Here is a 23,574-nt window from a genome sequence, read left to right on the forward strand (position 1 = left end):
ACTTTCCTTTAGCGGTAGTTCCGATTGTCACAAACTTCAAAAGGGGGTGAATTGATGCGAATCAATTCGATTGTGCAACATTATCAATACACTGCGATGACTAATGTCTGGTGCTAATATGAAAAACTTTGTTTTCAATCTTCATCGACTGCCATTATGCACTTGCCCGCTAAAACAAGGCGGCGTGAAAAAAAACAGTCACCCTCGAAAAATCCTATGGTTACCCGTCAGTTTGTTCTGCCTGCATTTGTTGACTCTGAGTGGCACGGCATATGCCGCAGAATCGCTGGAACAGGCATGGGATATCGCTCTCAAGCGTGATCATGTGCTGGCCTCTGCGCAATACAAAGAGCAGGCAGCGCAACATCAGCTCAGCTCCGCGCAGGCGAATTACTTGCCTAAGCTCGCTGTCGAAGCTGGTTATTTAAGAACAGAGTCGGAGCCTGCGGCCAAGATTAATATTCCTGCTTTGCCGATGCTGAAAGGCGCCAGTCTGCCATTTGCACAGGATTCTGCCTATTTTGGCGGCGTGACGGTGTCCGCACCGCTGTACACCAGCGGGAAAATTTCATCCGGGGTGGCTGCCGCACGGGCGCAGGCCGACGCCAGCGAAGCCCGCACCAAGCTGACCCGTAGCGAGTTAAAACTGGCGATAGCGCAGTCGTATATCGCCGTGCTGCGGGCGGAACACGCGAACGAGGTTGCGAAAAGCCATATCAGCGCGGTGAGTAAGCATGTCAGTGACGTGCAGGAATTGTTCCAGCAAGGTTACGTGGCTAAACATGATTTACTGGCTTCTCAGGTTGCCCTTGCAAATGCGCAGCAACTCGGCTTGCAGGCAGCGAATGCGCTGGAACTGTCGCGTGCCGCGTATAACCGCTGGATGGGGCGCCCATACGATCAGACGGTGGAGTTGGTCGACATTGGTCTGGCAGGCCAGACGCCTGCTGAAAGTGATCTGAATACCTTATTACAGACCGCCAATACCCAGCGTAAAGAATTGCAGGAACTGACGATGCAAAGTACGGCATTGCAAAATCAGGCTGCCAGTGTGCGTGCCGGGCATTTGCCTCAAATCGGCGTCAGTGCAGGCTATAGCAAACTGGAAAATCGCTATCTGGCCGAAGATAAAGCATGGTGGGTTGGCGTTGTGATGAAATGGGAGTTGTTTGATGGCGGGCTGATCCGGAATCAGGCATCACAACTTGCTGTCAATGCACAGGCTGTGCGCGAAGCTGAACTTGATGTCCGGGAAAAGATCGCCTTGCAGGTGCGCCAGTCCTGGTTGTCTCAGCAAGAGGCGAACGCCCGCATGCAGCTGGTTTCAAAAGCAGTCGAACAGGCCGATGAAACCTTACTGCTGGCGCGTGAACGTTATCGCTCCGGCCTTGCGCCGAACAGCGATGTGCTGGATGCAGAAACCCGCCGTTTGCAGGCTTACTCGAACCGGGATAATGCCTTGTACGACAGAGCCTTTGCGCGTCTGCAATTACAACATGCTGCCGGACAGCTTTGATATGGCTACACATCAGTCACCGTTCACTCAGCACCTGATCGCGAGCAGTCGCCGTGCACATCAAGCGTACGCAGGCTTGTTTCTGCCTCGCGTCCCCCTTTATCAATGTGAGAATACAGATGGAAAAAAATCGTAAGTTTATCGGCCCTGCATTGTTGGGCGTTGCCGCCATCGTGATTGGCGTTGGATTTTTTTATTATCTTGCCAGCAGCCGGAAACTACCTGAAGGGCTGATCGCTGCCAGCGGCCGCATTGAAGGTGATCGTATCGTCGCCGCCGCAAAATATCCGGGCCGCATCAGTAAAATATTCGCCAGAGAAGGTGACACCGTGGTGGCTGGTACGGTTGTCGCGCAACTGGAAGACACCAGTTTTCAGGCGAAAGCTGAGCAGGCCAGGCAGGCACTGAATGCGACCGATGCGCAATTGAAAGCAGCACAAGCGAATTTAGATATTGCACAACGGGAAGTGCCGATGGGCGTCAGTGTTGCTGATGCCGGTGTCAGCCAGGCACAGGCGACGCTCGCTAAGGCCAGCGCGGTTGAACAGCAGGCGCGGCGCGATGCACAAAGACACAAAGAATTGTTTGAGCGCGGTGTCATCGAACGTCACCGGTATGAGCAGGCTGATCTCGCATGGCAGGTTGCGCAATCGGATGTGAAAGCTGCACAGGAAGCAGTGAAACGCGCGCAACAAGGCTTATCTCAGGCAGGTCTGGGAAACGATAAAGTCAAAGCCAGACAACAGGAAGTTGAAGCCTTACGGGCGCAACGCGACAGAGCGGCTGCTGCAGTGGCCGAAGCCGATTCTGTGCTTGGCGATCTGGTGATCAAGTCGCCTGCAAGCGGCATCGTATTGACGCGTTTGCGGGAACCGGGCGAGGTGGTTTTGCCGGGTGGCGCAGTCGTTGAAATGGTGAATCTGGATCAGTTGCATTTAAAAGTCTATGTGCCAGAATCAAAAATCGGTCAGTTGCGTCTGGGCTTACCAGTGCGTATCTACACGGATGCACAACCGGATCAGTTTTATGAAGCAACTGTCAGTTATATTTCTTCGCGTGCTGAATTCACCCCGAAAGAAGTGCAGACCACGGATGAGCGCGTGAAACTGGTGTATGCCGTCAAACTGGCGATTGCCAAAAATCCTGATCATAAGCTGATGCCGGGAATTCCAGCCGATGCTGTTATACGCTGGAAAGAGAATATCACCTGGCAAAAGCCACGCTGGAAATGAACTTGTCTGCGGCAATGAAACCTGATCAACAGTCAGACGCGGATAGCGTTGCACCACCGTCTGCATCGTCCGCACCGGTGGTGGATGCGCGCGAGCTGACTAAACGGTATGGCGATACCGTTGCCATGGATGGTATCAGTCTGCAGGTACAGGCAGGCGAAATTTACGGTCTGATAGGGCCGGATGGTGCGGGTAAAAGCAGTTTACTCAAAGCCGTTGCCGGTGTGCTTGCACATGACGGCGGTGACTTACGGGTATTCGGCTGTCTGATCAATTCCGAAAAATCCAGCGAGCAGATCAAAGACCGCATTGGTCTGATGCCGCAAGGGCTGGGACAGAATTTATATGGCGATTTATCGGTAGAAGAAAATATCGATTACTTTGGCGGCTTGCGTCTGCTGAGCCGTGAAGAGCTGCGTACGCGCAAGGAAGCATTGTTACGCAGCACCCGGCTTGAGCGTTTCCGTGACCGTCCGATGAAGAATCTTTCCGGTGGCATGAAACAAAAGCTGGGTCTGGTTTGTACCCTGATACATGAGCCTAAACTGGTCATTCTGGATGAGCCGACGACGGGGGTTGATCCAGTATCCCGACGTGAATTCTGGAGCATACTCTCGCGCTTGCTGAAGGAAAAGGGAATCACCGCGCTGGTATCGACGGCATACATGGATGAGGCCAGCCGTTTTCATCGCGTTTCTTTGATGCATGCCGGAAAAATTCTGGCATCAGGTGAGCCAGAAAAGATCAGGATGCTTGCGCAAGGCTCCATCGTCAGCAGTGTCTGCGCTGATGCTTCGCAACAGGTGGCGGCGGTACATCGTCTGACGCAGACGTTCCCGCAGTTGGAAGTGCTCGGGCAAGACATGCGGATTTTTGTCGACCAGCCAGATCCTGCGTCAGCAAAAGCTGAAGTGGAGTCTTGCCTGCAAGGCATACCGCAGCAGCGGACCGAGGTGCTGGAACCTGAGTTGGAAGACGTTTTCATCGCTTTGCTGAGGAAAAAAGATCTGGCCGGGAAAGACGAAAAAAGCACTACTGCACAACCCGCAGCGCAACGACATCCAGACAATGGCCTGGCAATTGAAGCAGTGAATCTGAGTCGGACTTTTGGTGAATTTAAAGCCGTTGATCAGGTCAGTTTTCAGGTGCCGCAAGGCGAGATATTTGGTTTGCTGGGCGCGAATGGTGCCGGAAAAAGCACCGTCATTAAAATGCTGACGGGAATACTGAGTCAGACCGATGGCAAAGGACGGGTTGCCGGTGCAGACATGCGCACGGCAGGACGCCAGATACGCGAACGCATTGGCTATATGTCGCAGGCATTTTCGCTGTATCTGGATTTGTCGGTGCTGGAAAACATCCGCTTATACGCTGGTATCTATGGCCTGACCCGGCAACAAACAGCCGCGCGCATGGATTGGATACTCGACATGGCTGGTTTGCGCCCGTTTGGTAAAGCTCTGGCCGCCAGTTTGCCCATGGGCTTGCGGCAACGGCTGGCGCTGGGATGCGCACTGATACACCGGCCACAAGTCCTGTTTCTGGATGAACCAACCTCGGGCGTTGATCCTATGGGGCGGCGCGCATTCTGGGATGTGCTGTTCCGCCTCTCGCGGGAAGAGAACGTGACGATACTGGTGACCACGCATTACATGTCGGAAGCCGAACATTGCGATCACCTGGCGCTGATGTATGCCGGTCGTATCGTCGCCGATGCTTCCCCCGATCAGTTAAAAGCCGATGTAGAAAAAGAGGCTGGCAAACTCTATGAAATTCAGACCGGCGATGCGCAGGCGGCTTTGGATCGTTTGCAGGCCGCAGGTTATTCAAGTGCTGCGTTGTTTGGTTCGCGAGTCCATGTGCTGATGCCTGACGATGAACAGGCTTTGCGTCAGATGGCGGATGTGATTGCGGATACAGGAGTGCTGAAAGTGTCACCGAAACGTCTGGCGATGGAAGATGTGTTCGTGCATATCGTGACTCGCCTTGAAGCGGAAGATGCGAAAGCCAGAGGAGAAAAAATATGAATCTGCGCCGTATCCGGGTGGTCGCATTTAAAGAGTGGCGCGAAATCGTTCGTGACCGGCTGTTTTTTGCATTGGCTTTTTTTGTACCGTCTCTGCTGATGCTCTTGTTCGGTTATGGCTTGTCGCTAGATGTGGAAAATATTCCACTGGCGATAGTCGATTACGATCAGTCTGTCACTTCGCGTGACTATGCACATCGTTTTACAGATTCCCGCTATTTCTCATTTCAAGGTTATGCCAGACATGAGAAAGAGGTGGAAAAACTCGTCATCGATAATACCTTGCGGGCGGTGATCGTGATTCCGCCGCAGTTCGGACAAAATCTGAAAGCGGGGCGCTCTGCGGAAGTACAGACCTGGATAGACGGTACGTTTCCGTTCCGCGCTTTGACCACCAAAGGCTATGTGACGGCGATCAACGCGGCGATCAATGTGGAAAATTTATCCGCACATTTTTCTGCAATGACCGGTATCAGTCAGGAAAAAATACGCAGCAGTTTGCAACCGGTCAAACTGGAAACACGTTACCTCTACAATCAGGAAGTCAAAAGCATCTGGTCGGTTGCACCGAAATTAATCATGGTGATTCTGATGCTATCACCGCCATTTCTGACTGCGCTGGGGGTGGTCAGGGAAAAAGAGTCCGGAGCCATCTATAACGTCTATTCCTCGACCTTATCGCGGGGCGAATATCTGATCGGCAAATTGTTGCCGTATGTAGGTATTTCTATCGTCAATGCCTGTGCACTGAGCGGATTTGCGCTGCTGTTATTTGGCGCGCCATTTAAAGGTGATCCCTTGTTCTTCCTTATCTCCACGATACTGTATGTGATCTGCACGACGGGTATTGGTTTGCTGGTATCGGTGATGGTGAATACGCAGGTGGCGGCGATGGTGGGGACTGCTATCGTGACCGTGGTACCAGCGGTGCTGTATTCGGGAATGATTATTCCGATTCCATCGTTATCGGCCATTGCCGCGGTGATTGCACATCTTTTACCCGGTATGTATTACGCTGAAATTACGATAGGCAGTTTTCTGAAAGGCGTTGGTTTTGCCGCTTTGTGGATGGATTTGCTGATACTGACTCTCTATGCAGCAGCCTTATTTACCGCCGGATTTCTGGCGTTTCACAAACGTCCGGATAATTGAGCGATGAGGAAACTGACATGATATTTCTGTTTGACCGGATCTGGTGGAGTCGTTTGCAGGCGATGATCTGGAAAGAGTTATTGCAACTCTTACGTGATCCTGTATTGCTGGTGTTTGTGCTGTATGCATTCTCGGCGGATATTTATAACGCGGCGTCCGGCGTCTCGTTTCAGTTGAATAATGCGGCATTGGTGTTGTTTGATCTTGATCGCAGCGCTGCATCACGCGAACTCGCCGGACGCTTTATGCCCCCTGAGTTTCGCTGGGCAGGTGCGATCGATCATGCAAAGCAAGGGCAGCAGTTGCTTGATGATGGCAAAGCGATGGCTGTGCTGGATATTCCTCCGGGTTTTGGCGCAGCGCTGACGCGCGGCGATAACACTTCTGTGCAATTGCAGATTGATGCGTCGAATTCTGTGCTGGGTTTTTTAGCTGCCGTTGATGCGACCCAGATTGTGGCTCGCTATGGGCTGGAACAGGCGGCAGGCAATCTCGGTTTTAGTTCTGATTTATCTGCGCTGGATGCCCCGGTGATCAACAATAACAGCCGGGTCTGGTTTAATCCGAATCAGAACGACGCCTGGTTTATGGGTATTTCAGAATTACTCAACGTAGTGACCTTATTTTCTATGCTGCTGCCAGCAGCGGCGATGGTCAGGGAAAAAGAACGCGGTACGATAGAGCAATTGCTTGTCTCACCGTTGTCACCTTTGCAGATTATGATTCCTAAAATTGTGGCGATGGTGGCGGTGTTGCTGGGCGGAACAGCATTGGGTTTGTTTGGTATCTTAGTCCCTATCTTTTCTATTCCGGTCAGCGGTAGCCTGCTGTTATTTTTTGCGTTAACTACCTTGTACGTGAGTACACTGGCCGGCATCGGTATCTGGATTGCAACGTTGACGAACAATATGGCGCAGGCCGGTATGATGGTGATCCTGATACTGGCACCGATGATGTTTTTATCCGGCGCCTGGACGCCGCCCGAAGCGATGCCAACGCTGATGCGCTGGGGAATGTATGTGTCACCGCTGTATTACTACATCAATGCCAGTTATGGCATTTTGATGAAAGGTGCAGGCATCAGCATATTGTGGCCTTTGTTTTCGGGCATTCTTGTTATCGGTTGTATCGTCAGCGGCGCGACCATATTACGTTTCAAAAAACAGTTTGGTTAGAACTCATTTCATCAATCGGGGTGAGTTGAGTTCTGAATTGAATCGCAGATTGAAAACTTGTGAATAAGAACAGGAATTAAGATGATAAATACAGGCGGCAGTTTTTCACTGGCAGGAAAGCGGGGCTTGATCATTGGTCTCGCTAATGAGCACAGCATTGCTTATGGCTGCGCGGCGGTGTTAAAAAAAATGGGCGCCTCGCTGGTTGTTTCCTGTGTGAATGAGAAAGCGCAGACTTTTGTTGCGCCTCTGGCGGCAGAGCTTGAGGCGCCCCTGATTGTCTGTAATGTTGAGCAGGACGATGCGCTCGAATCTCTGGTGAATGCGAGCGTCAGCCATCTCGGACAGATCGATTTTCTTATTCATTCCATTGCATGGGCACCGAAAGAAGATTTGCAGGGCAGGGTGATAGATAGTTCTGCTGCCGGGTTTTTGCAGGCTATGAATATTTCCTGTCACTCCTTCGCCCGCTTGGCGCGTTTATGCGAACCGCATTTAAGCCAGAGTGCAAGCCTGATCACGATGAGCTATCTGGGCGCAGATGAAGCCGTCGCACACTACGGGTTGATGGGGCCGGTCAAAGCAGCACTGGAATCTTTGGTGCGATATCTGGCGATGGAAATGGGGCAGCATGGCCACCGTGTCCATGCGATGTCTCCTGGCCCGGTACCAACCCGTGCCGCATCAGGATTACAGGATTTTGACGCACTGATGTCCAAAGCCGTGGCACGTTCCCCGTTGCGGCGCTTGGTGAGTCTGGATGAAATCGGGCAGCTTGCCGCATTTCTCGTCAGTGACGCCTCTTCCGGAATGACGGGGCAGACTTTATATGTCGATGCTGGTTATCATATTGTGAATTAATCTTTTCTTGCATCCTTCTGTTTTTTCCGTTTCCACGTTTTATCTCTTTCTGGAATACCACTATGAATGACCGCATGAATAGCGATACCAATGTACCTGACATGATAGTCAATGTGATCTATGACGAATTACAGATCGGTCAGACTGCCAGTGATATCAAGACTTTGAGTAATGAAGACATACAGGCATTTGCAGCGATTTCGGGCGATGTAAATCCTGCGCATCTCGATCCGGAGTATGCCGGCAAAACTTTATTTCACGGAGTGATTGCACATGGTATGTGGGGCGGGGCGCTGATTTCCAGTGTGCTCGGCACGCAGTTGCCGGGACCCGGTACGATATATCTCGAGCAGGATCTGCATTTTGTAAAACCTGTGCGCATCGGCGATACGCTGACGACGACGGTGACGGTGGTCGCAAAAGATGATGAAAAAAAACGCGTTACGCTGAGTTGTGAAATCGTGAATCAGCATGGCGCGCGAGTGGTGTTCGGGAACGCGCTGGTGATTGCACCTGTTGAGCGGGTCAGTCGCCCGCGTGCGCATTTGCCTACTGTCACCATGTTCGATCTGGGTGCCCGTCAGCAAAAATTATTGGATAGTGTACGCAGTCTGGCCGCAGTGCGTTGTGCGGTGGTTCATCCATGTGATGCTGATTCTCTGGCTGGTGCACTGGATGCGGCGAAACAAGGACTGATCGTGCCTGTGCTGGTGGCACCGTTGGCCAAACTGAATGAAGTCGCCCAACTCGCGCAACTGGATATTTCTGGCATCGAAGTGATTGATGTGCCACATAGCCATGCGGCGGCAGAAAAGGCGGTTGCGATGGCAGCTGCGGGTGAGGTGGAAGCCTTAATGAAAGGCAGCCTGCATACCGATGAATTGATGGGTGCTGTCGTCCATTGCCCTGCATTGCGTACCAAGCGCCGACTTTCTCATGTTTTTCACCTTGATGTTCCCATGTATCACAAGGTGTTGTTACTAACCGATGCTGCCTTGAATATTGCACCTGATCTGCTGGAAAAGGCCGATATTTTACAAAACGTGATTCATCTCGCGCATGCACTGGGAACGGCTGAACCGAAAGTGGCGATCTTATCGGCAGTCGAAACAGTGAATCCGAAAATCGCTTCGACGCTCGACGCGGCAGCCTTGTGCAAAATGGTGGATCGTCGGCAGATTACCGGTGCGATTGTTGATGGGCCACTGGCATTTGATAATGCGATTTCTGCAGAGGCGGCACGGATCAAAGGTATTACGTCTGTGGTCGCTGGTCACGCAGATATTCTGATGGTTCCTGATCTTGAATCCGGGAACATGCTGGCGAAACAATTTGAATATCTTGCCGGAGCATCGACGTGTGGCGTGGTACTCGGTGCGCGGGTGCCAATTGCTCTGACCAGTCGTGCCGATGGACCCGCGGCGCGGGTTGCTTCCGCAGCGCTGGTCAAATTATTGGCGCATGAATACAGAAAAAATACGCCATGAAAATGAGTGCGATTTTATCGGTGAATTCTGGTTCATCAACCATTAAGTTTGCGCTTTACCCTCTGCATGATCGCCAGGTAGACGCCGCCAGTATGTCCGGCATCGTGGAAGGGCTGGAACCCGGTGGACAGCCTTGCATACGTCTGGATGCCGGTGACATCAGGCAGCAGTTTGTTCTGGAAGATCTGGAAGCCGATGCGGATGGAGACTCGTTTGCCGCCGTACTCAAAGCCTTGCGGAAATTAATCGGCCAGCATAGTGCAGGCATACGTATTGCCGGAGTCGCCCACAGGATAGTGCATGGTGGTGCGCGCTATGCCGAGTCAGTGTTGATCGATGATGACACCATGACTTATCTGCGGACGCTGAATACGCTGGCACCGCTGCATCAACCGCACAATCTGGATGGTGTGCTGGCTTTTCAGAAAGCCTATCCCGAAGTGCCGCAGATTGCCTGTTTTGATACTGGTTTTCATGCACAGATGCCTGTGACTGAACGTACGATAGCTTTGCCGCGGATTTTGCGTGACGAGGGCATTTGCCGTTACGGTTTTCACGGGCTGTCTTACCGTTATGTGGCTGGTCGTCTACGGCAGAATTCAGACAAAGCTGACCAACGTGTATTGATGGCGCATCTGGGTAATGGTGCCAGTGTTTGCGCGATGAAAGAGGGACGTAGCATCGCGACGACGATGGGCTTTTCTGCATTAGACGGACTGATGATGGGAACCCGTTGTGGCGCGCTTGATCCCGGTGTCATCCTGCATTTATTGCAGGCAGGATGGAATGCGAAACAACTGGAAAAAACCCTGTACAAGGAATCCGGGCTGTTAGGCGTTTCTGGTATTTCGGCAGATATGCGAATCTTGCGCAGCATCGGACAGGCGCAGGCGCAAGCTGCGATAGACTTATTTACGTATCGCGTCATCCGTGAAGCTGGCGCCTTAACCGCCTGCCTGAACGGCGTCGATGTATTTGCGTTTACTGGAGGTATCGGTGAGCACGATGCGATCTTACGACAACAGGTCGGTGCAGGGCTGGAATATCTTGGTGTCAGGATAGACCAGGATAAAAATATTGCTGCGCGAGGCGATGAAATCTGCGCAATTCATGCGAGTGACAGTCGGGTTGAAATCTGGGTTGTTCCTACGGATGAAGGGCGCATTGCCGCTATGGACGCTTTTGATTTGCTATTTCCGGGCTAAACGCACTTTCAAAGATAAGCCCGCTGGTGGCATGAATAAATAACGTAAGCCGTGCAATCCTGCATTTTTTGACAGCTGATACACGGCCACCGGTATCAGTAATCCTGCCAGGCTGCCGATAATTAAATGTGGGGCGGCGCTTTGTATGTGCAGTAATTTGCTCAACACTATCCTGACGCCGCTGCCGGTCAGGATATGCATCAGATAAATCGGCATTGAGCAGTATCCCAGCATCGCCAGCCATGTCATCCATTGTTGATTCCATTGCGCCAGCAACACCGCTGCGCTGCAGATCAATGCAATTCCTGCGATTGCCAACGCCAGATTCAGCACAGACTTATCTGTATAGACCAGATGCAGTTGGGCATGGAATAAATATTCTAGTCCGGTGAAAATTGCGGCAGCGCATAGTGTTGCTGTGAGTGCCTGCGTTTTCAGTACGTCTTTCCAGCGCAAGGCACTCATTCCCAATACAAAGAAAATCAGATAGCTGCCAATAAAATCCAGAGGAAACGGCAGTTGCACAAACATCTGTAAAAACCAGGCGGCGAGCGCTGTTAGGGGTAATACCCATTCGGGTAAAGATTGACGTTCGCGATACAGCATTGCCATCAAAACGAAAATGGCAAATAACACATACAGAAACCAGAACTGCGCCCGTGGCTGCCAGAACAGTGATAACACTTCGCCAGTCGTTGTTGAAGACGTGGTATATCCGGATAAAAAAACCTCAATAAAACCCTGTAGCAATGACCAGAGAATATAGGGGTACAGCACGCGGTCGACTTTGTCGGCGATTAATCCGGTGCGACCATATTTTTGCAAGGATGGTAAAAAAAACAGTCCTGACAAAAAGAAGAACAAAGGCATGTGAAAGCTGTAAATGACACTGTCAACCAGCTTGAACAGTTCCGCATCGACCTTGATGCCAGCATTGAATATACCGCGACTCACGTGACCGTACACCACTAACAGTATGCCCAGGCCTTTGGCGTAATCAACCCAGTGATCGCGGTTTTGCATGAAATAAAATAAGCAGAAAAATTACATCAGGATGATGTCGTATTGTTCCTGATGGAACACGTTTTCAACCTGCAGTGAAATCGGTTTTCCAATGAAGTCACCGAGCATGGCCAGATGTTGTGATTCTTCTTCAAGGAACATATCGACCACGACCTGCGACGCCATGATGCGGAATTCACGCGGATTAAATTGTTTCGCTTCACGTAATAATTCACGCAAAATTTCGTAGCAAATAGTGCGGGCAGTTTTTACCTGACCTTTACCATTGCAGGCAGGGCAGGTTTCGCACAATACATGCGCCAGTGATTCACGGGTGCGTTTGCGCGTGACTTCAACCAACCCCAGTGCGGAGAAACCAGACACAGACAGTTTGGTGCGGTCACGTGACAATGCCTTGTTTAACTCGGACAGCACGGCAGCTTTGTGTTCTTCATTCTCCATGTCAATGATATCGAGAATAATGATGCCCCCCAGATTACGCAATCTCAGTTGTCTGGCGATTGCGTGCGCTGCTTCCAGGTTAGTTTTGAAGATCGTGTCGTCAAAATTGCGACCAGCGACAAAGCTTCCGGTGTTCACATCAATCGTCGTCATCGCTTCAGTCTGATCGACAATCAGATAGCCGCCAGATTTCAGATCAACACGGCGGCCTAAGGCGCGTTCAATCTCTTCTTCCACGCCATACAAATCAAACAGCGGACGTTCGCCCGTATAGTGTTGCAGCTTGGGTAGTACGGAAGGCATATAATGCCTGCCGAATTCTTGCAGCATCAGATAATTCTCGCGCGAATCGACTTGAATATTTTCTGTTTCTTCATTGACGAAATCGCGTAAGACTCTTTGCGCCAGATTCAGATCCTGATACAGCAAGGTCGTTGGCGGCTTGGTTTTGCCAAGCTGGGTGATCGTAGACCAGGTGCGGCGCAGGTAATCGACGTCAGCTTTCAAATCTTCATCAGATGCATCTTCCGCCATCGTCCTGACAATGAATCCGCCTTTTTCATCTGCCTGTTGCAGACTCTGTACTTTGCTGCGCAATGCTTCGCGCTCTGCTTCATTTTCAATTTTCTGAGAGATGCCGATATGGGTGTCCTGCGGCAGAAACACCAGCATGCGTCCGGCAATCGAGATCTGGGTGGACAGGCGTGCACCTTTCGTTCCTATCGGGTCTTTAATGACCTGAACGATGATGGCCTGGCCGTCAAACAGCAGCTTTTCTATCGGCGTCAGTGGTGCATTCGAACTACCCTCCTGAGGGCGTGCATCCCAGATATCGGCAACGTGTAAAAAAGCCGCCCGCTCCAGACCTATATCAATGAAAGCCGACTGCATGCCAGGTAAGACGCGCACAACTTTGCCGAGATAAATATTGCCGACAAGGCCGCGGGATAGGGTTCTTTCTATGTGCAATTCTTGCACTGCTCCCTGAAAAATCAGAGCAACGCGGGTTTCTTGTGGCGTAATATTAATGAGGAGATTTTCGCTCATGAAGTTCAGAAATTAAGGGATAAAAATTCCAGACTGACGTAACACCTGACAAGTCTCAAATAACGGTAATCCCATGATGCCAGAATAACTGCCATTGATGTGGGAAATAAAACGTGCTGCAGCACCTTGTATACCATAGCCACCAGCTTTATCGTAGGGTTCTGGCGTGTCACAATAAGCCTGAATTTGCTGTGCAGTTAATGCCGCAAAGCTGACTTCCGATACTTGTGTTGCCGCGATAAGTCCATGTTCGTGTTGCACAGCGATACTGGTCAATACTTCGTGGGTGTTTCCTGCCAGCAGCGTGAGCATCGATACCGCTTCGTCGCGGTTGGCCGGTTTTCCAAGTATTTTCTGATTAATCACAACGGTGGTATCTGCTGCCAGCACGGGACGCACCGGCAGTTTGCGCATGTGCATAACCTTCCATGCCATTTCAGCTTTTTCTTTGGTCACACGGCTGACGTAGTCGTGAGGTAACTCTCCGGGGAATACAATTTCTGTCACGTCCGGACCACGCGGCGGTATATCTCGGAGCAGGAGTAATTCATATTCGATACCGACCTGCGTGAGTAACTCGCGGCGGCGCGGACTTTTTGATGCGAGATAGATTTTATTTTCGCGTTGCATTTTTATGATCTACTCAATTTATACGCGGTGATAAGGATGATTTTGCGTGATGGACCAGGCGCGATACAACTGCTCTGCCAACACGACTCTGACCATGCCGTGCGGTAACGTCAGACTTGAAATTCTGATCAGCGTGTCCGCTTTTGCTTTGAATTCTGCATCCAGACCATCTGCACCACCGATGACAAAAACCACGTCCCGCCCATCCTGTTGCCATAGGCTCAGATTCTGTGAAAGGGCGACGCTGGTCCAGTCTTTACCGCGTTCATCTAATGCGATGACGCGCGCATTTTTGGGAATGACGGCTTCGATTTTTGTGCGCTCTAACGCCATGACCGTTTCCGCCGTTTTGCTGCCAGAACGTTCTACGGGCTTGATTTCTTTCAAGTGTATCCGGCATTCAGGTGGCATTCGTTTAGCGTATTCCTGAAAAGCCGTTTCTATCCAGTCTGGCATTTTATGACCAACTGCGGCGATGATGAGTTGCATAATATTTTTTAAAAACTGAAATGAGCTAAAGGTCTGGCGCAAACAAATGGCTGCGCAAGGCAGCCATTTGTCGATTCATAACAGCGCAGATTACTCGACTGTTTTTTTACGTGCCGGACGTTTGGCCGCAGCTTCTTTTGCTGATGCCACTGCTGTTTTTGTTGCTGCGACTTTAATACGGCCACCAGTTGGAACTTTTGGTGCTTTCACTGTGCTGCCATCGGCTGCTTTGCGCGCAGCAGGTTTGCGTGCAGGCTTTGCTTCACCATCCACAGTTTTCGCCGTGCGTGGTTTGCGCGCTGGTTTTTTCTCATCGTCGATCGTGGTCTGAATCGCCATCATGTCGTGCGTTACTTCCAGAGGTGCTGCTTTACCTGCTGTTTTGCGTGTACGTTTTGGTTTTTCTGCATCGACAGTAGTGCTCGCCGATGCTACCGCTTTTGTTGTACGTTTTGCTGCGCCGAGTTTGACAGGTTTGTCGCCCCAGATTTCTTCCAGACGATAGTAAGCGCGGATCGCTGGTTGCATGATGTGCACAACCATGTCTCCCAGATCGACCAGTACCCATTCACCGGTGGTTTCACCTTCGACACTGATGACTGTGCCGCCATTTTCTTTGACTTTATCGCGGACGGATGCGGCCAATGCCTTGGTCTGACGATTCGATGTGCCTGAAGCGACCAGAACACGGTCAAACAGGCTGGTCAGGTGCGTAGTATCAAACAATTGTATGTCTTGTGCTTTCACATCTTCGAGAGCATCAATGACCAGTGTTTGTAATTTTTTAATATCCATTATTTTGATAAATTGAATGTTGTTGTATGTAGTCTAGCACCTTGTGAGTGACTAGCAATCTGATTGTCGGGTTATGCTGTTTTAATTCTTTACGCAGTTGGGTCGCGGATACATCAATGGCCAGACTAGAGTCCAGATAAGTTCCTCCGGCTGCACTGGCACGCATTTCTTCTGGGCTTATCATTCTTTCTTGCCACTCTTTTGTCACTTCAGGGCAGGCGAGGCTGATATCGAATCCGGGACGACTTGCAGCACATAAATGCGCGACGCCGAATAAGTCTTTCCACTGATGCCATGTGTGCAGATTCAACAATTGATCTGCTCCCATGGCAAAACAGATAGAGGCTTGCGCTCCCAGTTTTGTTCGCAGTTCGCGCAGCGTTTCTATGGTGTAACTGGCGACATGGGCTTCCGCGCGTCGTATTTCCTGCTCGTCAATGATCAGCTTGCAGTCTGACCATTCTTCAAAAGCCAGCTTCAGCATACTGACTCTTTGCTCTGATGTAGCCGTCAGAGCGGATTTTTGCCACGGTTGTCCGGCCGGGATAATGCGTAATTCATCCGGTTTAAGTACATCGCACAGATGCTTTGCCAGCGCGATATGACCAGTATGGACAGGATCAAAACTACCACCCAGAACCACGACGCAATAAGGATTTTTACTGCTTAAACCCATTCCCTGTGCACCAGAAAATAATTTGTTAATTGAGCCTCTGCACTGTCAGTTTCCGGAGCCCAGTTGTAGCGCCATTTTACGACAGGAGGCATAGACATCAGAATGGATTCTGTCCGCCCTCCTGATTGCAGACCAAAATGTGTGCCACGATCAAACACGAGATTAAACTCCACATAGCGCCCACGACGATATGCTTGGAAATCCCGCTCCCGCTCACTGTAGGAGAGTTCTTTGCGTTTTTCAAGAATTGGCAGGTAGGCAGGAATGAAAGCGTCACCGACTGCTCTGGTCATCGCAAAACTCTGCGCAAAATCTAATTCGTTGAAATCATCGTAAAAAATGCCGCCGACACCGCGCGCTTCCTTGCGGTGTTTTAAATAGAAATACTCATCACACCATTTTTTGAAGCGCGGATGCAAATCACTGCCAAACGGGCTCAGTGCGTCTTTGCAGGTTTGATGAAAATGGCGTGCATCCTCTTCGAAACCGTAATACGGTGTCAGATCCATACCGCCGCCAAACCACCAGACGGCATCTTTACCTTCAGCATGGGTGGTGAAAAAACGCACATTCATGTGTACTGTCGGTGCGTATGGATTGCGTGGATGTAATACGAGTGAGACACCCATTGCTTCCCATTTTCTGCCTGCCAGTTCTGGGCGGCTGGCTGCTGCTGACGGCGGTAAATTGTTGCCCATGACATGGGAAAAATTTACCCCGCCCCGTTCAAAAACATGACCTTCTTCGATCACGCGGGAAATGCCGCCGCCACCATCAGGGCGTTCCCAACTGTCACTGATAAACTGATGTCCATCGGCAGCCTCAAGCGAGGCAACGATATTCGCTTGCAATGACAGTAAATAATTTTTAACGGCTTGTGTATCGGTCATTATTATGGTGATCAGGGTGATCTTCAAAAAGCAAGACGGGTTGGACATAGTCCAACCCATTTATTTTTGCGCAGAGAATGCTCTCTCGGAAGCACCTATAGTGCTTGTCAGTGCTTGCGGTTTAGCGCGCGCCAGCCGATATCGCGACGGTATTGAGCACCGTCAAAATGAATTTTTTCAACAACATCGTAGGCATGTTTTTGCGCAAGTTTGACTGTGTCGCCAAGGCCGACCACGCACAAAACCCTGCCGCCATTGGTACTGAGTACCTTGTCGTTCAGCACGGTGCCAGCATGAAATGTAACACTGTCAGGCGTTTCTGTTGGAATACCCGTAATTTTGTCACCTTTACGTGGTGCATCGGGGTAACCGGCGGCGGCCATCACGACACCCATCGCTGTGCGTCTGTCCCACTCAAGTTCTACGGTGTCCAGCGTGCCGTTGACCGCATGTTCCATCACACTGACCAGATCGGTTTTCAAGCGCGCCATGATAGGCTGAGTTTCAGGGTCACCCATGCGGCAATTAAATTCCAGTGTCTTCGGTGTGCCGTGCTCATCAATCATCAACCCAGCGTACAGAAAGCCGGTGAATACGATGCCGTCTTTTGCCATGCCCTGTACTGTCGGCACAATGATCTCGCGCATCACGCGGGCATGTAACTGTGGAGTGACAATCGGTGCAGGAGAGTATGCACCCATACCGCCGGTATTCGGGCCTTCATCGTTATCCAGTAAGCGTTTATGATCCTGGCTGGTTGCCAACGGCAAAATATTTTTACCGTCCACCATGACGATGAAACTGGCTTCTTCACCGGCTAAAAATTCTTCAATGACCACGCGTGCGCCTGCGTCTCCGAGCTTGTTGTCGGACAGCATCATGTCAACGGCTGCATGTGCTTCATCCAGGCTCATCGCCACTACTACACCTTTGCCAGCAGCGAGACCATCCGCCTTAATGACGATAGGAGCGCCTTTGGCAGAGATGTAATCGTGCGCTGCCTGAACATCGGAGAAAGTCTGATATTCGGCGGTTGGAATCTGATGACGATGCATAAATGCTTTAGCAAAGTCTTTTGAGCTTTCCAGTTGCGCAGCTTCTTTCGATGGACCAAAAATCTTCAGACCACGGTCGCGGAAAATATTGACGATGCCTGCTGCCAGCGGAACTTCCGGGCCAACGACGGTCAGTTCAATCTGCTCTTGCTGAACAAAATCAGCAAGTGCGGAGGGATCAGTGATGTCGATATTTTTGAGACGAATGTCCGTTGCAGTTCCACCGTTACCAGGGGCAACGAAAATTGTCTGTACCCGCTCAGATTGAGCAAGTTTCCAGGCAAGAGCGTGTTCGCGGCCACCAGAGCCGACAACCAGAATTTTCATATTATTCTTCTACGATGGCGTTGGTATAAACTTCTTGTACGTCGTCCAGATTTTCAAGTGCATCCAGCAGTTTCTGCATTTTGGCCGCATCTTCACCGGTAAAAACTGTTTCTGTCGCAGGTTTCATCGTGACTTCGGCAACTTCCGGTTTGAAACCAGCAGCTTCGAGTGCTGCGCGTATATCTGACAGATCAAATGGCGCGCATAATACTTCGATACCACCTTCTTCATCGGTAACCACATCATCTGCACCTGCCTCAAGCGCGGCTTCCATCAACGCATCTTCATTTGTCCCCGGAGCAAATAACATCTGGCCGCAGTGTTTAAACATGAAAGCAACAGAACCTTCTGTGCCCATGTTACCGCCGTATTTATTGAACGCATGACGTACCTCGGCAACCGTGCGGACGCGGTTGTCGGTCATACAGTCAACGATCAGTGCTGCACCACCTATGCCGTAGCCTTCGTAGCGAACTTCTTCATAGTTGGCGCCTTCCAGAGTCCCTGCACCGCGTTGTATCGCGCGCGTGACATTTTCTTTCGGCATATTGGCATCTGCAGCTTTATCGACTGCAAGGCGCAGACGTGGGTTGGAATCGACGTCTTCTCCGCCCATACGCGCTGCCACGGTAATTTCTTTAATCAGACGCGTCCAGATTTTGCCGCGTTTTGCATCGGTAGCCGCTTTTTTATGCTTGATATTGGCCCATTTACTATGTCCTGCCATGGTCGCTCTTTCCTGAATTGGCAATTGCTGAGCCATCTGGTCAGCGGTTTTGCCTGGCTTAGTTTGATATTGAAGATGCGCATTTTATCATACTGGCATGGTGGAAAATGGCGAAATCAACAGTCCGATAGGCTTATAGACACACTAATCATCCGTCTGAATAATCCTTCAAAGCAGCCCCGTTATGGCAAGAAGTGGTGACGTTGAACCTTGTGTACGCAATGCCTGTTGGCCTGAGGTTTTTCGCCCGTTGTTGTATTGTCGCGGTTTCCGGATATGTCTTCCACATGCGATGCATGACCTCGCTTTTCCGCCATTTTGCTGACGCGTTTGCAAAAAAATGATGCCTACCGCGCATTGCGTTTTTGTCCGGATGTTGCAAGTTGCCTACAATAAACGTGTACTAATTATTTGCGATTGAGGCTATTTCAGTCTGATCTGCAGTAAATGAGGTGTTCTCATTTCTCAGTTTTCCTCTTATTTCGTCAGATGGCCTTACAATTCCGGTATGCATTCACAACAACCGAACTCTCATACGCGGCAGCATTATCTTGGTGGACTCGCCATAGCCATTGCCGGCGCCATTCTGTTTTCAACCAAAGCCATCGTTGCCAAGCTCATATACCGGTATCAGGTTGATGCAGTCACTCTGATTACTTTTCGCATGGCTTTCTCGTTGCCGATATTTGCGGCGATCGCCGTCTGGCAAATGAGGGATTCGTCACCGTTGTCTGTTTCAGACCGGTGGCGCTTGGTTGGGTTGGGATTGGTTGGCTATTACCTTTCCTCATTTTTAGATTTTCTGGGCTTGCAGTACATCACCGCCGGGCTGGAGCGATTGATACTGTTTCTCACCCCTTCATTTGTTCTGCTGATGTCGGCGGTATGGTATCGCCGGAAAGTCTCGATGCTGGAATGGGCGGCTTTGGTTGTCAGTTATTTTGGTATCGTCCTGGTGTTTTTACACGATCTTGAGTTTGGTGGAAAAGACGTCTTGCTGGGCTCGGCGATGGTACTGGGGGCAGCCGTTTCTTATGCTGTTTATCTGATTCAGTCCGGGCAAATGGTGCGTCAACTGGGTTCTTTGCGGCTGGTTTCTTATGCGATGTGCGTATCCAGTGTTGCCTGCATAGGCCAGTTCTTTGCGTTGCGTCCAGCTTCCATGTTACTGCAGCCAGCGCCGGTTTACTTTTTATCGGTCATTAATGCGATATTTTGTACGGTATTGCCCGTGTTTATGACCATGATTGCCGTGCAGCGCATAGGCGCGGCGACTGCCTCACAAGCAGGGATGATAGGTCCGGTCTCCACCTTGTTCCTGGGCGCTTTTTTTCTCGCTGAGCCGATTACCGGCTGGCAGATAGCTGGTACGGTGTTAGTGATGGGCGGGATGTATTTGTTAACCAGAAAAAAAATGTAGGAGCAAATATGGTCAAAGCAATCAGGATGCGCAGTGTAGGTGGTCCCGAAGTAATGGAATATGTGGATGTTGAATTGGGTAAGCCGGGGCCGGGCGAAGTGCTTATCCGGCATAAGGCATGTGGCCTCAACTATATCGATGTTTATTTTCGTACCGGTTTATATCCTCAAGCTCTTCCCGCAGGCTTAGGTATGGAAGCCGCTGGCGTCGTTGAAGCGGTCGGCGATGGTGTGCTTCATGTTGTTGTCGGCGACAGGGTTGCGTATGCAGGCCGGCCTTTAGGAGCATATTCAGAGGCGCGGGTCATGCCGGCTGCACAATTGGTTCGCCTGCCTGACAGTATTTCGTTTGAGACTGCAGCGGCAATGATGTTGCAGGGACTGACGGTGCAGTACCTGTTTCACCGTACCTATCCACTTAAGGGCGGGGAAACCATACTCTTTCATGCCGCCGCGGGGGGAGTGGGCTTGATTGCCTGTCAGTGGGCGCGCGCAATTGGTGTCAATATGATAGGAACCGTAGGGTCAGACGAAAAAGCGGCGCTGGCAAAAGCGCATGGATGCGCTCATGTTATTAATTACAATAAGGAGAACTTTGTCGAACGCGTAAGGGAAATTACGGAAGGCAAAGGTGTCTCTGTCGTTTATGATTCTATCGGCAAGGATACGTTCACCGGCTCTCTGGATTGTCTTGCTCCGCTTGGAATGATGGTCAGTTTTGGCAATGCTTCGGGCCCTGTCCCTGCGTTTTCGCTGAGTGAGCTTGCCTCACGTGGTTCTTTGTTCATTACCCGGCCGAGTTTGATGAATTACACTGCAAACAGAGTTGATCTGGAACAGATGGCGTCACATTTGTTTACGATGGTTGAAAGCGGAAAAGTTAAAATCGACATCCGTCAGCGTTATCCCTTGAGTGAAGTTGCCCGTGCACATCAGGATCTGGAGGCACGCAGAACAACAGGGTCGAGTTTATTGATTCCATAAGGCGATTAACTATGCTTCCGAAAGAAAAAGAAAGACCATCGGCAGATGACGGGCGTCCGAAGTTTGGACGTCTGCTGCTGGTTTTGTTTGCTGCCGTCATGTTGATCGTGCTGATTACGCTGGCGACTGAGGCTTACTACACTAATTAAGTGCACCGGAAAATCTCTTCATGATGAACCGCTTGCTTACCTGAATGACGTTTCGATCTTTTCATACACCGAGTCTCGAATTATGGATACTGTCCCTTTAAACACCGCCAAAGTCAGTGAGTTTTCGAGTTCGAGTCGTTTGCTGATGTTGCAAAGTCTGGTACCTGTTGCCACCAATCTTGTTTCGTCGCAACTAGAGGCATTTACATCGCGATTAACGGATGCCTTGTTTAAAATTTCTGACCAGACATTACAGCCGGAAGAGGCAGCAAACAGTTTTCAGGCTTGTCAGTTACTGAAGCGCAACCAGACCACTTTTTACCGTTTGTTGGCATCGCAGATTTCAACGATGCTGATGAAAGAAGTCGGCGCGATTAATACGCGCAAACGGCTCAAAGACAATCACGATATCAAGGATATTTCTCTCGTCACTTTCGAGGAAATGGAAAATAAAGTTCTGACCAATAATCTGACGAAATCGCTGGAGGTAAACAGCGCAGAAAAATTGGTGGAGCTGAATTGCCGTATCGGCCTGGTGATGAAGCGCACGCCAATTACTGTGTCGCAAAATCCTTTTCGCCCAGAGATCTTTGTCAATGCGGTGTTGCAGGCCTGGATGGAGCTGGAATCAACGACAGTGACGCCGCATCTGATTATACGGATCATGCAACCGGATTTATTTCTGAATTTAAGTTCTGTTTATCAGGGATTGAATGATGCGTTGGCTGAGCGCGGTATCGTCGTCGATACGGATGCCGTGAAGCGGGAAAACAAAAAACGGCATGCCCCGCTGAAGAGTGAGGATCTTGATTCACGCGATCCTTATCTGCAAAATAAATTAAGAAATATTTTCTATCCTCAGGCGTCTAAAGAGCGAAATCAGTCAGGCGGTGTTGGTGCGGTTGCGCAAGATGGTGCGGGTCAGTCAGGCCCCCTTCAGTCATGGTTGCCTGCGGGCGCTGGTGGGGCGGTGGATACGGTAACGATAGATCGTCAGTTCTTTGATTATCTGACTGGGATGCAAAAGCAGATTCAGCAAAACCAGTTGGCGCAGCCGGAAGACCGATCGCACCTGCGTCGTTTAACACAAGAAGCTTCTGCGGGCGAATTAACCCATATTGATCAGAATACGATAGAACTGCTGGCCAGAATCTTTGATTATGTGTTCAGTGACGACAGTATTCCGGAAGAAATTAAAAGCCTGATCGGACAGCTGCAGATACCGACTCTGAAGGTTGCTTTGCTCGATAAAGATTTCTTTTTTAAAGAAAATCACCCTGCGAGAGTATTGATTGATACCCTCGCAAAATCCAGCGTACTGCTGGGGAATGATGCAACCAGTGAAGATCCTTTGTATCAGATGATAGAAGGCATCGTTGATCGGGTTCAGCAGGATTTTGATCAGCAGATCGAGTTGTTTTCTGATGTGGTTGCTGATCTGGAGGCATTTCTTAAAAGTGAAGAGGCGCAGACCGAACAGGCAATTTCGGAGCCGGTAGAACAAGCGCTGAAGCAGGAAAAAATGCGTCTGGCGCGCGAGTTTGCCGAAAATGACGTCGCGATTCGTACCGACACTGGAGAAGTTGCCGGATTTGTTGAAGAATTTTTGCGTAAGCAGTGGATACGGATTCTGACCATTGCACACAATGTAAAAGAAGAAAAGCCAAACGCGCTCGAAAATGCGTTGCGGACGATGGATGATCTGATCTGGAGTCTGAAACCGAAAAATACATCCGAAGAACGCAAAGAGTTGGTCAGTAAGCTTCCTGCAATGCTGACTTTGCTGAACGCCTGGTTGAATGCGATCAAATGGGATGAGCCGGATCGGGTTTTATTTTTTTCCAAATTGGCCGAGCGCCATGCTGCTATTGCCCGGGCTCCTTTAGAGTTGTCACCACGCCGTCAACTGGAAATCGCCGTCAATATTGCGCAACGCGCGAGCGAAAAAAGACTGAATCGTCATTTCGTCGATCAGAATGAACAGGAAGTGGACGAGTGGGGGAAAATGGTCGAGGGATTGGAGCGTGGCGTCTGGTTTGATTTCACGACCACTGCAGGTGTGACTAATCGCTTCAAACTGGCATGGGTGAGTCCGAAACGGACCCGCTATATTTTTACAAACCGTCAGGGACACGATTCGTTTTCTATATCTCGCGAAGAATTGCTGGCGCAGTTGCGGAATGGTGATGCCACGATTGTTTCCGCTGAATCAATCGTGGATCGTGCACTGGTTGAGGCTTTGCGCGATCCACCGAATTAAACTGATAC

At 50.4% G+C, this 23,574-nt stretch carries 21 protein-coding genes; 12 read left to right on the forward strand and 9 right to left on the reverse strand.

Annotated elements, in window-relative coordinates; all coding sequences use genetic code 11:
- Window positions 1-184: 184 nt before the first annotated feature.
- From H8K29_RS12780 to H8K29_RS12815, 8 genes are all read left to right on the forward strand, one after another.
- Window positions 185-1,516, forward strand: coding sequence for a TolC family protein (locus H8K29_RS12780; protein WP_186897902.1), 1,332 nt, complete (start codon window positions 185-187; stop codon window positions 1,514-1,516).
- A gap of 119 nt (window positions 1,517-1,635) precedes the next feature.
- On the forward strand, window positions 1,636-2,748 hold the full coding sequence (locus H8K29_RS12785) for an HlyD family secretion protein (RefSeq protein WP_186897903.1): 1,113 nt from the start codon (window positions 1,636-1,638) through the stop codon (window positions 2,746-2,748).
- Window positions 2,749-2,750: 2 nt separating this feature from the next.
- Complete coding sequence (locus H8K29_RS12790) at window positions 2,751-4,775, forward strand: ATP-binding cassette domain-containing protein (protein WP_222611478.1); 2,025 nt, start codon at window positions 2,751-2,753, stop codon at window positions 4,773-4,775.
- Window positions 4,772-5,926 carry an ABC transporter permease gene (locus tag H8K29_RS12795; RefSeq protein WP_186885074.1) on the forward strand — a complete coding sequence of 385 codons (1,155 nt, stop codon included), beginning with the start codon at window positions 4,772-4,774 and terminating at the stop codon, window positions 5,924-5,926. The genes H8K29_RS12790 and H8K29_RS12795 overlap by 4 nt, the downstream gene beginning before the upstream one ends.
- A 17-nt stretch (window positions 5,927-5,943) precedes the next feature.
- Window positions 5,944-7,101 (forward strand): ABC transporter permease, encoded by a 1,158-nt coding sequence (locus tag H8K29_RS12800; RefSeq protein WP_186897904.1) that lies wholly within the window; start codon window positions 5,944-5,946, stop codon window positions 7,099-7,101.
- Window positions 7,102-7,182: 81 nt separating this feature from the next.
- On the forward strand, window positions 7,183-7,962 hold the full coding sequence (gene fabI / locus H8K29_RS12805) for an enoyl-ACP reductase FabI (protein ID WP_186897905.1): 780 nt from the start codon (window positions 7,183-7,185) through the stop codon (window positions 7,960-7,962).
- A gap of 62 nt (window positions 7,963-8,024) precedes the next feature.
- Entirely contained in the window at window positions 8,025-9,449 is a 1,425-nt protein-coding gene (locus H8K29_RS12810) for a bifunctional enoyl-CoA hydratase/phosphate acetyltransferase (RefSeq protein ID WP_255423372.1), read from the forward strand.
- Complete coding sequence (locus H8K29_RS12815; RefSeq protein WP_222611479.1) at window positions 9,446-10,654, forward strand: acetate/propionate family kinase; 1,209 nt, start codon at window positions 9,446-9,448, stop codon at window positions 10,652-10,654. Before H8K29_RS12810 ends, H8K29_RS12815 begins: the two co-directional genes overlap by 4 nt.
- Here the strand turns inward: H8K29_RS12815 and H8K29_RS12820 are convergent.
- The 9 genes from H8K29_RS12820 to H8K29_RS12860 all read right to left on the reverse strand — a co-directional run bounded on the left by H8K29_RS12820 (window position 10,640) and on the right by H8K29_RS12860 (window position 18,754).
- Entirely contained in the window at window positions 10,640-11,677 is a 1,038-nt protein-coding gene (locus H8K29_RS12820; RefSeq protein WP_186897906.1) for an acyltransferase family protein, read from the reverse strand. The genes H8K29_RS12815 and H8K29_RS12820 overlap by 15 nt on opposite strands.
- Window positions 11,678-11,698: 21 nt before the next feature.
- Window positions 11,699-13,165: a ribonuclease G gene (rng, locus tag H8K29_RS12825; protein WP_186885078.1), complete on the reverse strand. Its 1,467-nt coding sequence runs from the start codon at window positions 13,163-13,165 to the stop codon at window positions 11,699-11,701.
- 12 nt (window positions 13,166-13,177) lie between these two features.
- Window positions 13,178-13,795 (reverse strand): nucleoside triphosphate pyrophosphatase, encoded by a 618-nt coding sequence (locus H8K29_RS12830; protein WP_186897907.1) that lies wholly within the window; start codon window positions 13,793-13,795, stop codon window positions 13,178-13,180.
- A gap of 18 nt (window positions 13,796-13,813) precedes the next feature.
- Window positions 13,814-14,284: a 23S rRNA (pseudouridine(1915)-N(3))-methyltransferase RlmH gene (rlmH, locus tag H8K29_RS12835; RefSeq protein WP_186897908.1), complete on the reverse strand. Its 471-nt coding sequence runs from the start codon at window positions 14,282-14,284 to the stop codon at window positions 13,814-13,816.
- Window positions 14,285-14,374: 90 nt separating this feature from the next.
- Window positions 14,375-15,079 carry a ribosome silencing factor gene (gene rsfS / locus H8K29_RS12840; RefSeq protein ID WP_186897909.1) on the reverse strand — a complete coding sequence of 235 codons (705 nt, stop codon included), beginning with the start codon at window positions 15,077-15,079 and terminating at the stop codon, window positions 14,375-14,377.
- On the reverse strand, window positions 15,069-15,755 hold the full coding sequence (locus H8K29_RS12845; protein WP_186897910.1) for a nicotinate-nucleotide adenylyltransferase: 687 nt from the start codon (window positions 15,753-15,755) through the stop codon (window positions 15,069-15,071). Before H8K29_RS12845 ends, rsfS begins: the two co-directional genes overlap by 11 nt.
- On the reverse strand, window positions 15,746-16,645 hold the full coding sequence (gene hemF / locus H8K29_RS12850; RefSeq protein WP_186897911.1) for an oxygen-dependent coproporphyrinogen oxidase: 900 nt from the start codon (window positions 16,643-16,645) through the stop codon (window positions 15,746-15,748). The genes H8K29_RS12845 and hemF overlap by 10 nt, the downstream gene beginning before the upstream one ends.
- A 107-nt stretch (window positions 16,646-16,752) precedes the next feature.
- Window positions 16,753-18,027 (reverse strand): phosphoribosylamine--glycine ligase, encoded by a 1,275-nt coding sequence (gene purD / locus H8K29_RS12855; protein WP_186897912.1) that lies wholly within the window; start codon window positions 18,025-18,027, stop codon window positions 16,753-16,755.
- A gap of 1 nt (window position 18,028) precedes the next feature.
- Window positions 18,029-18,754, reverse strand: a complete 726-nt coding sequence (locus H8K29_RS12860) for a YebC/PmpR family DNA-binding transcriptional regulator (RefSeq protein ID WP_186897913.1) — start codon at window positions 18,752-18,754, stop codon at window positions 18,029-18,031.
- Between the two features lie 508 nt (window positions 18,755-19,262).
- On the opposite strand from H8K29_RS12860, the gene H8K29_RS12865 reads away from it, so the two are divergent.
- The 4 genes from H8K29_RS12865 (at window position 19,263) to H8K29_RS12880 (ending at window position 23,566) form a co-directional block, all read left to right on the forward strand.
- Window positions 19,263-20,174, forward strand: coding sequence for a DMT family transporter (locus tag H8K29_RS12865; RefSeq protein WP_186897914.1), 912 nt, complete (start codon window positions 19,263-19,265; stop codon window positions 20,172-20,174).
- Window positions 20,175-20,182: 8 nt separating this feature from the next.
- Window positions 20,183-21,157: a quinone oxidoreductase gene (locus tag H8K29_RS12870; protein ID WP_186885087.1), complete on the forward strand. Its 975-nt coding sequence runs from the start codon at window positions 20,183-20,185 to the stop codon at window positions 21,155-21,157.
- An 11-nt stretch (window positions 21,158-21,168) separates the two neighbouring features.
- Window positions 21,169-21,306: a hypothetical protein gene (locus H8K29_RS12875; RefSeq protein ID WP_186897915.1), complete on the forward strand. Its 138-nt coding sequence runs from the start codon at window positions 21,169-21,171 to the stop codon at window positions 21,304-21,306.
- Between the two features lie 82 nt (window positions 21,307-21,388).
- Window positions 21,389-23,566, forward strand: a complete 2,178-nt coding sequence (locus H8K29_RS12880) for a DUF1631 family protein (RefSeq protein WP_186885089.1) — start codon at window positions 21,389-21,391, stop codon at window positions 23,564-23,566.
- Window positions 23,567-23,574: the final 8 nt, after the last annotated feature.

It is taken from the genome of Undibacterium sp. CY21W, assembly GCF_014284265.1.
GTDB lineage: Bacteria > Pseudomonadota > Gammaproteobacteria > Burkholderiales > Burkholderiaceae_D > Undibacterium > Undibacterium aquatile.

Bases quoted from the DNA above. Each gene is read 5' to 3' on its own strand.
- H8K29_RS12785 (WP_186897903.1), top strand. From the start codon at position 1,636: ATGGAAAAAAATCGTAAGTTTATCGGCCCTGCATTGTTGGGCGTTGCC.
- H8K29_RS12795 (WP_186885074.1), top strand. From the start codon at position 4,772: ATGAATCTGCGCCGTATCCGGGTGGTCGCATTTAAAGAGTGGCGCGAA.
- H8K29_RS12800 (WP_186897904.1), top strand. From the start codon at position 5,944: ATGATATTTCTGTTTGACCGGATCTGGTGGAGTCGTTTGCAGGCGATG.
- fabI (WP_186897905.1), top strand. From the start codon at position 7,183: ATGATAAATACAGGCGGCAGTTTTTCACTGGCAGGAAAGCGGGGCTTG.
- H8K29_RS12810 (WP_255423372.1), top strand. From the start codon at position 8,025: ATGAATGACCGCATGAATAGCGATACCAATGTACCTGACATGATAGTC.
- H8K29_RS12815 (WP_222611479.1), top strand. From the start codon at position 9,446: ATGAAAATGAGTGCGATTTTATCGGTGAATTCTGGTTCATCAACCATT.
- H8K29_RS12820 (WP_186897906.1), bottom strand. From the start codon at position 11,677: ATGCAAAACCGCGATCACTGGGTTGATTACGCCAAAGGCCTGGGCATA.
- rng (WP_186885078.1), bottom strand. From the start codon at position 13,165: ATGAGCGAAAATCTCCTCATTAATATTACGCCACAAGAAACCCGCGTT.
- H8K29_RS12830 (WP_186897907.1), bottom strand. From the start codon at position 13,795: ATGCAACGCGAAAATAAAATCTATCTCGCATCAAAAAGTCCGCGCCGC.
- rlmH (WP_186897908.1), bottom strand. From the start codon at position 14,284: ATGCAACTCATCATCGCCGCAGTTGGTCATAAAATGCCAGACTGGATA.
- rsfS (WP_186897909.1), bottom strand. From the start codon at position 15,079: ATGGATATTAAAAAATTACAAACACTGGTCATTGATGCTCTCGAAGAT.
- H8K29_RS12845 (WP_186897910.1), bottom strand. From the start codon at position 15,755: ATGGGTTTAAGCAGTAAAAATCCTTATTGCGTCGTGGTTCTGGGTGGT.
- hemF (WP_186897911.1), bottom strand. From the start codon at position 16,645: ATGACCGATACACAAGCCGTTAAAAATTATTTACTGTCATTGCAAGCG.
- purD (WP_186897912.1), bottom strand. From the start codon at position 18,027: ATGAAAATTCTGGTTGTCGGCTCTGGTGGCCGCGAACACGCTCTTGCC.
- H8K29_RS12860 (WP_186897913.1), bottom strand. From the start codon at position 18,754: ATGGCAGGACATAGTAAATGGGCCAATATCAAGCATAAAAAAGCGGCT.
- H8K29_RS12865 (WP_186897914.1), top strand. From the start codon at position 19,263: ATGCATTCACAACAACCGAACTCTCATACGCGGCAGCATTATCTTGGT.
- H8K29_RS12870 (WP_186885087.1), top strand. From the start codon at position 20,183: ATGGTCAAAGCAATCAGGATGCGCAGTGTAGGTGGTCCCGAAGTAATG.
- H8K29_RS12875 (WP_186897915.1), top strand. From the start codon at position 21,169: ATGCTTCCGAAAGAAAAAGAAAGACCATCGGCAGATGACGGGCGTCCG.
- H8K29_RS12880 (WP_186885089.1), top strand. From the start codon at position 21,389: ATGGATACTGTCCCTTTAAACACCGCCAAAGTCAGTGAGTTTTCGAGT.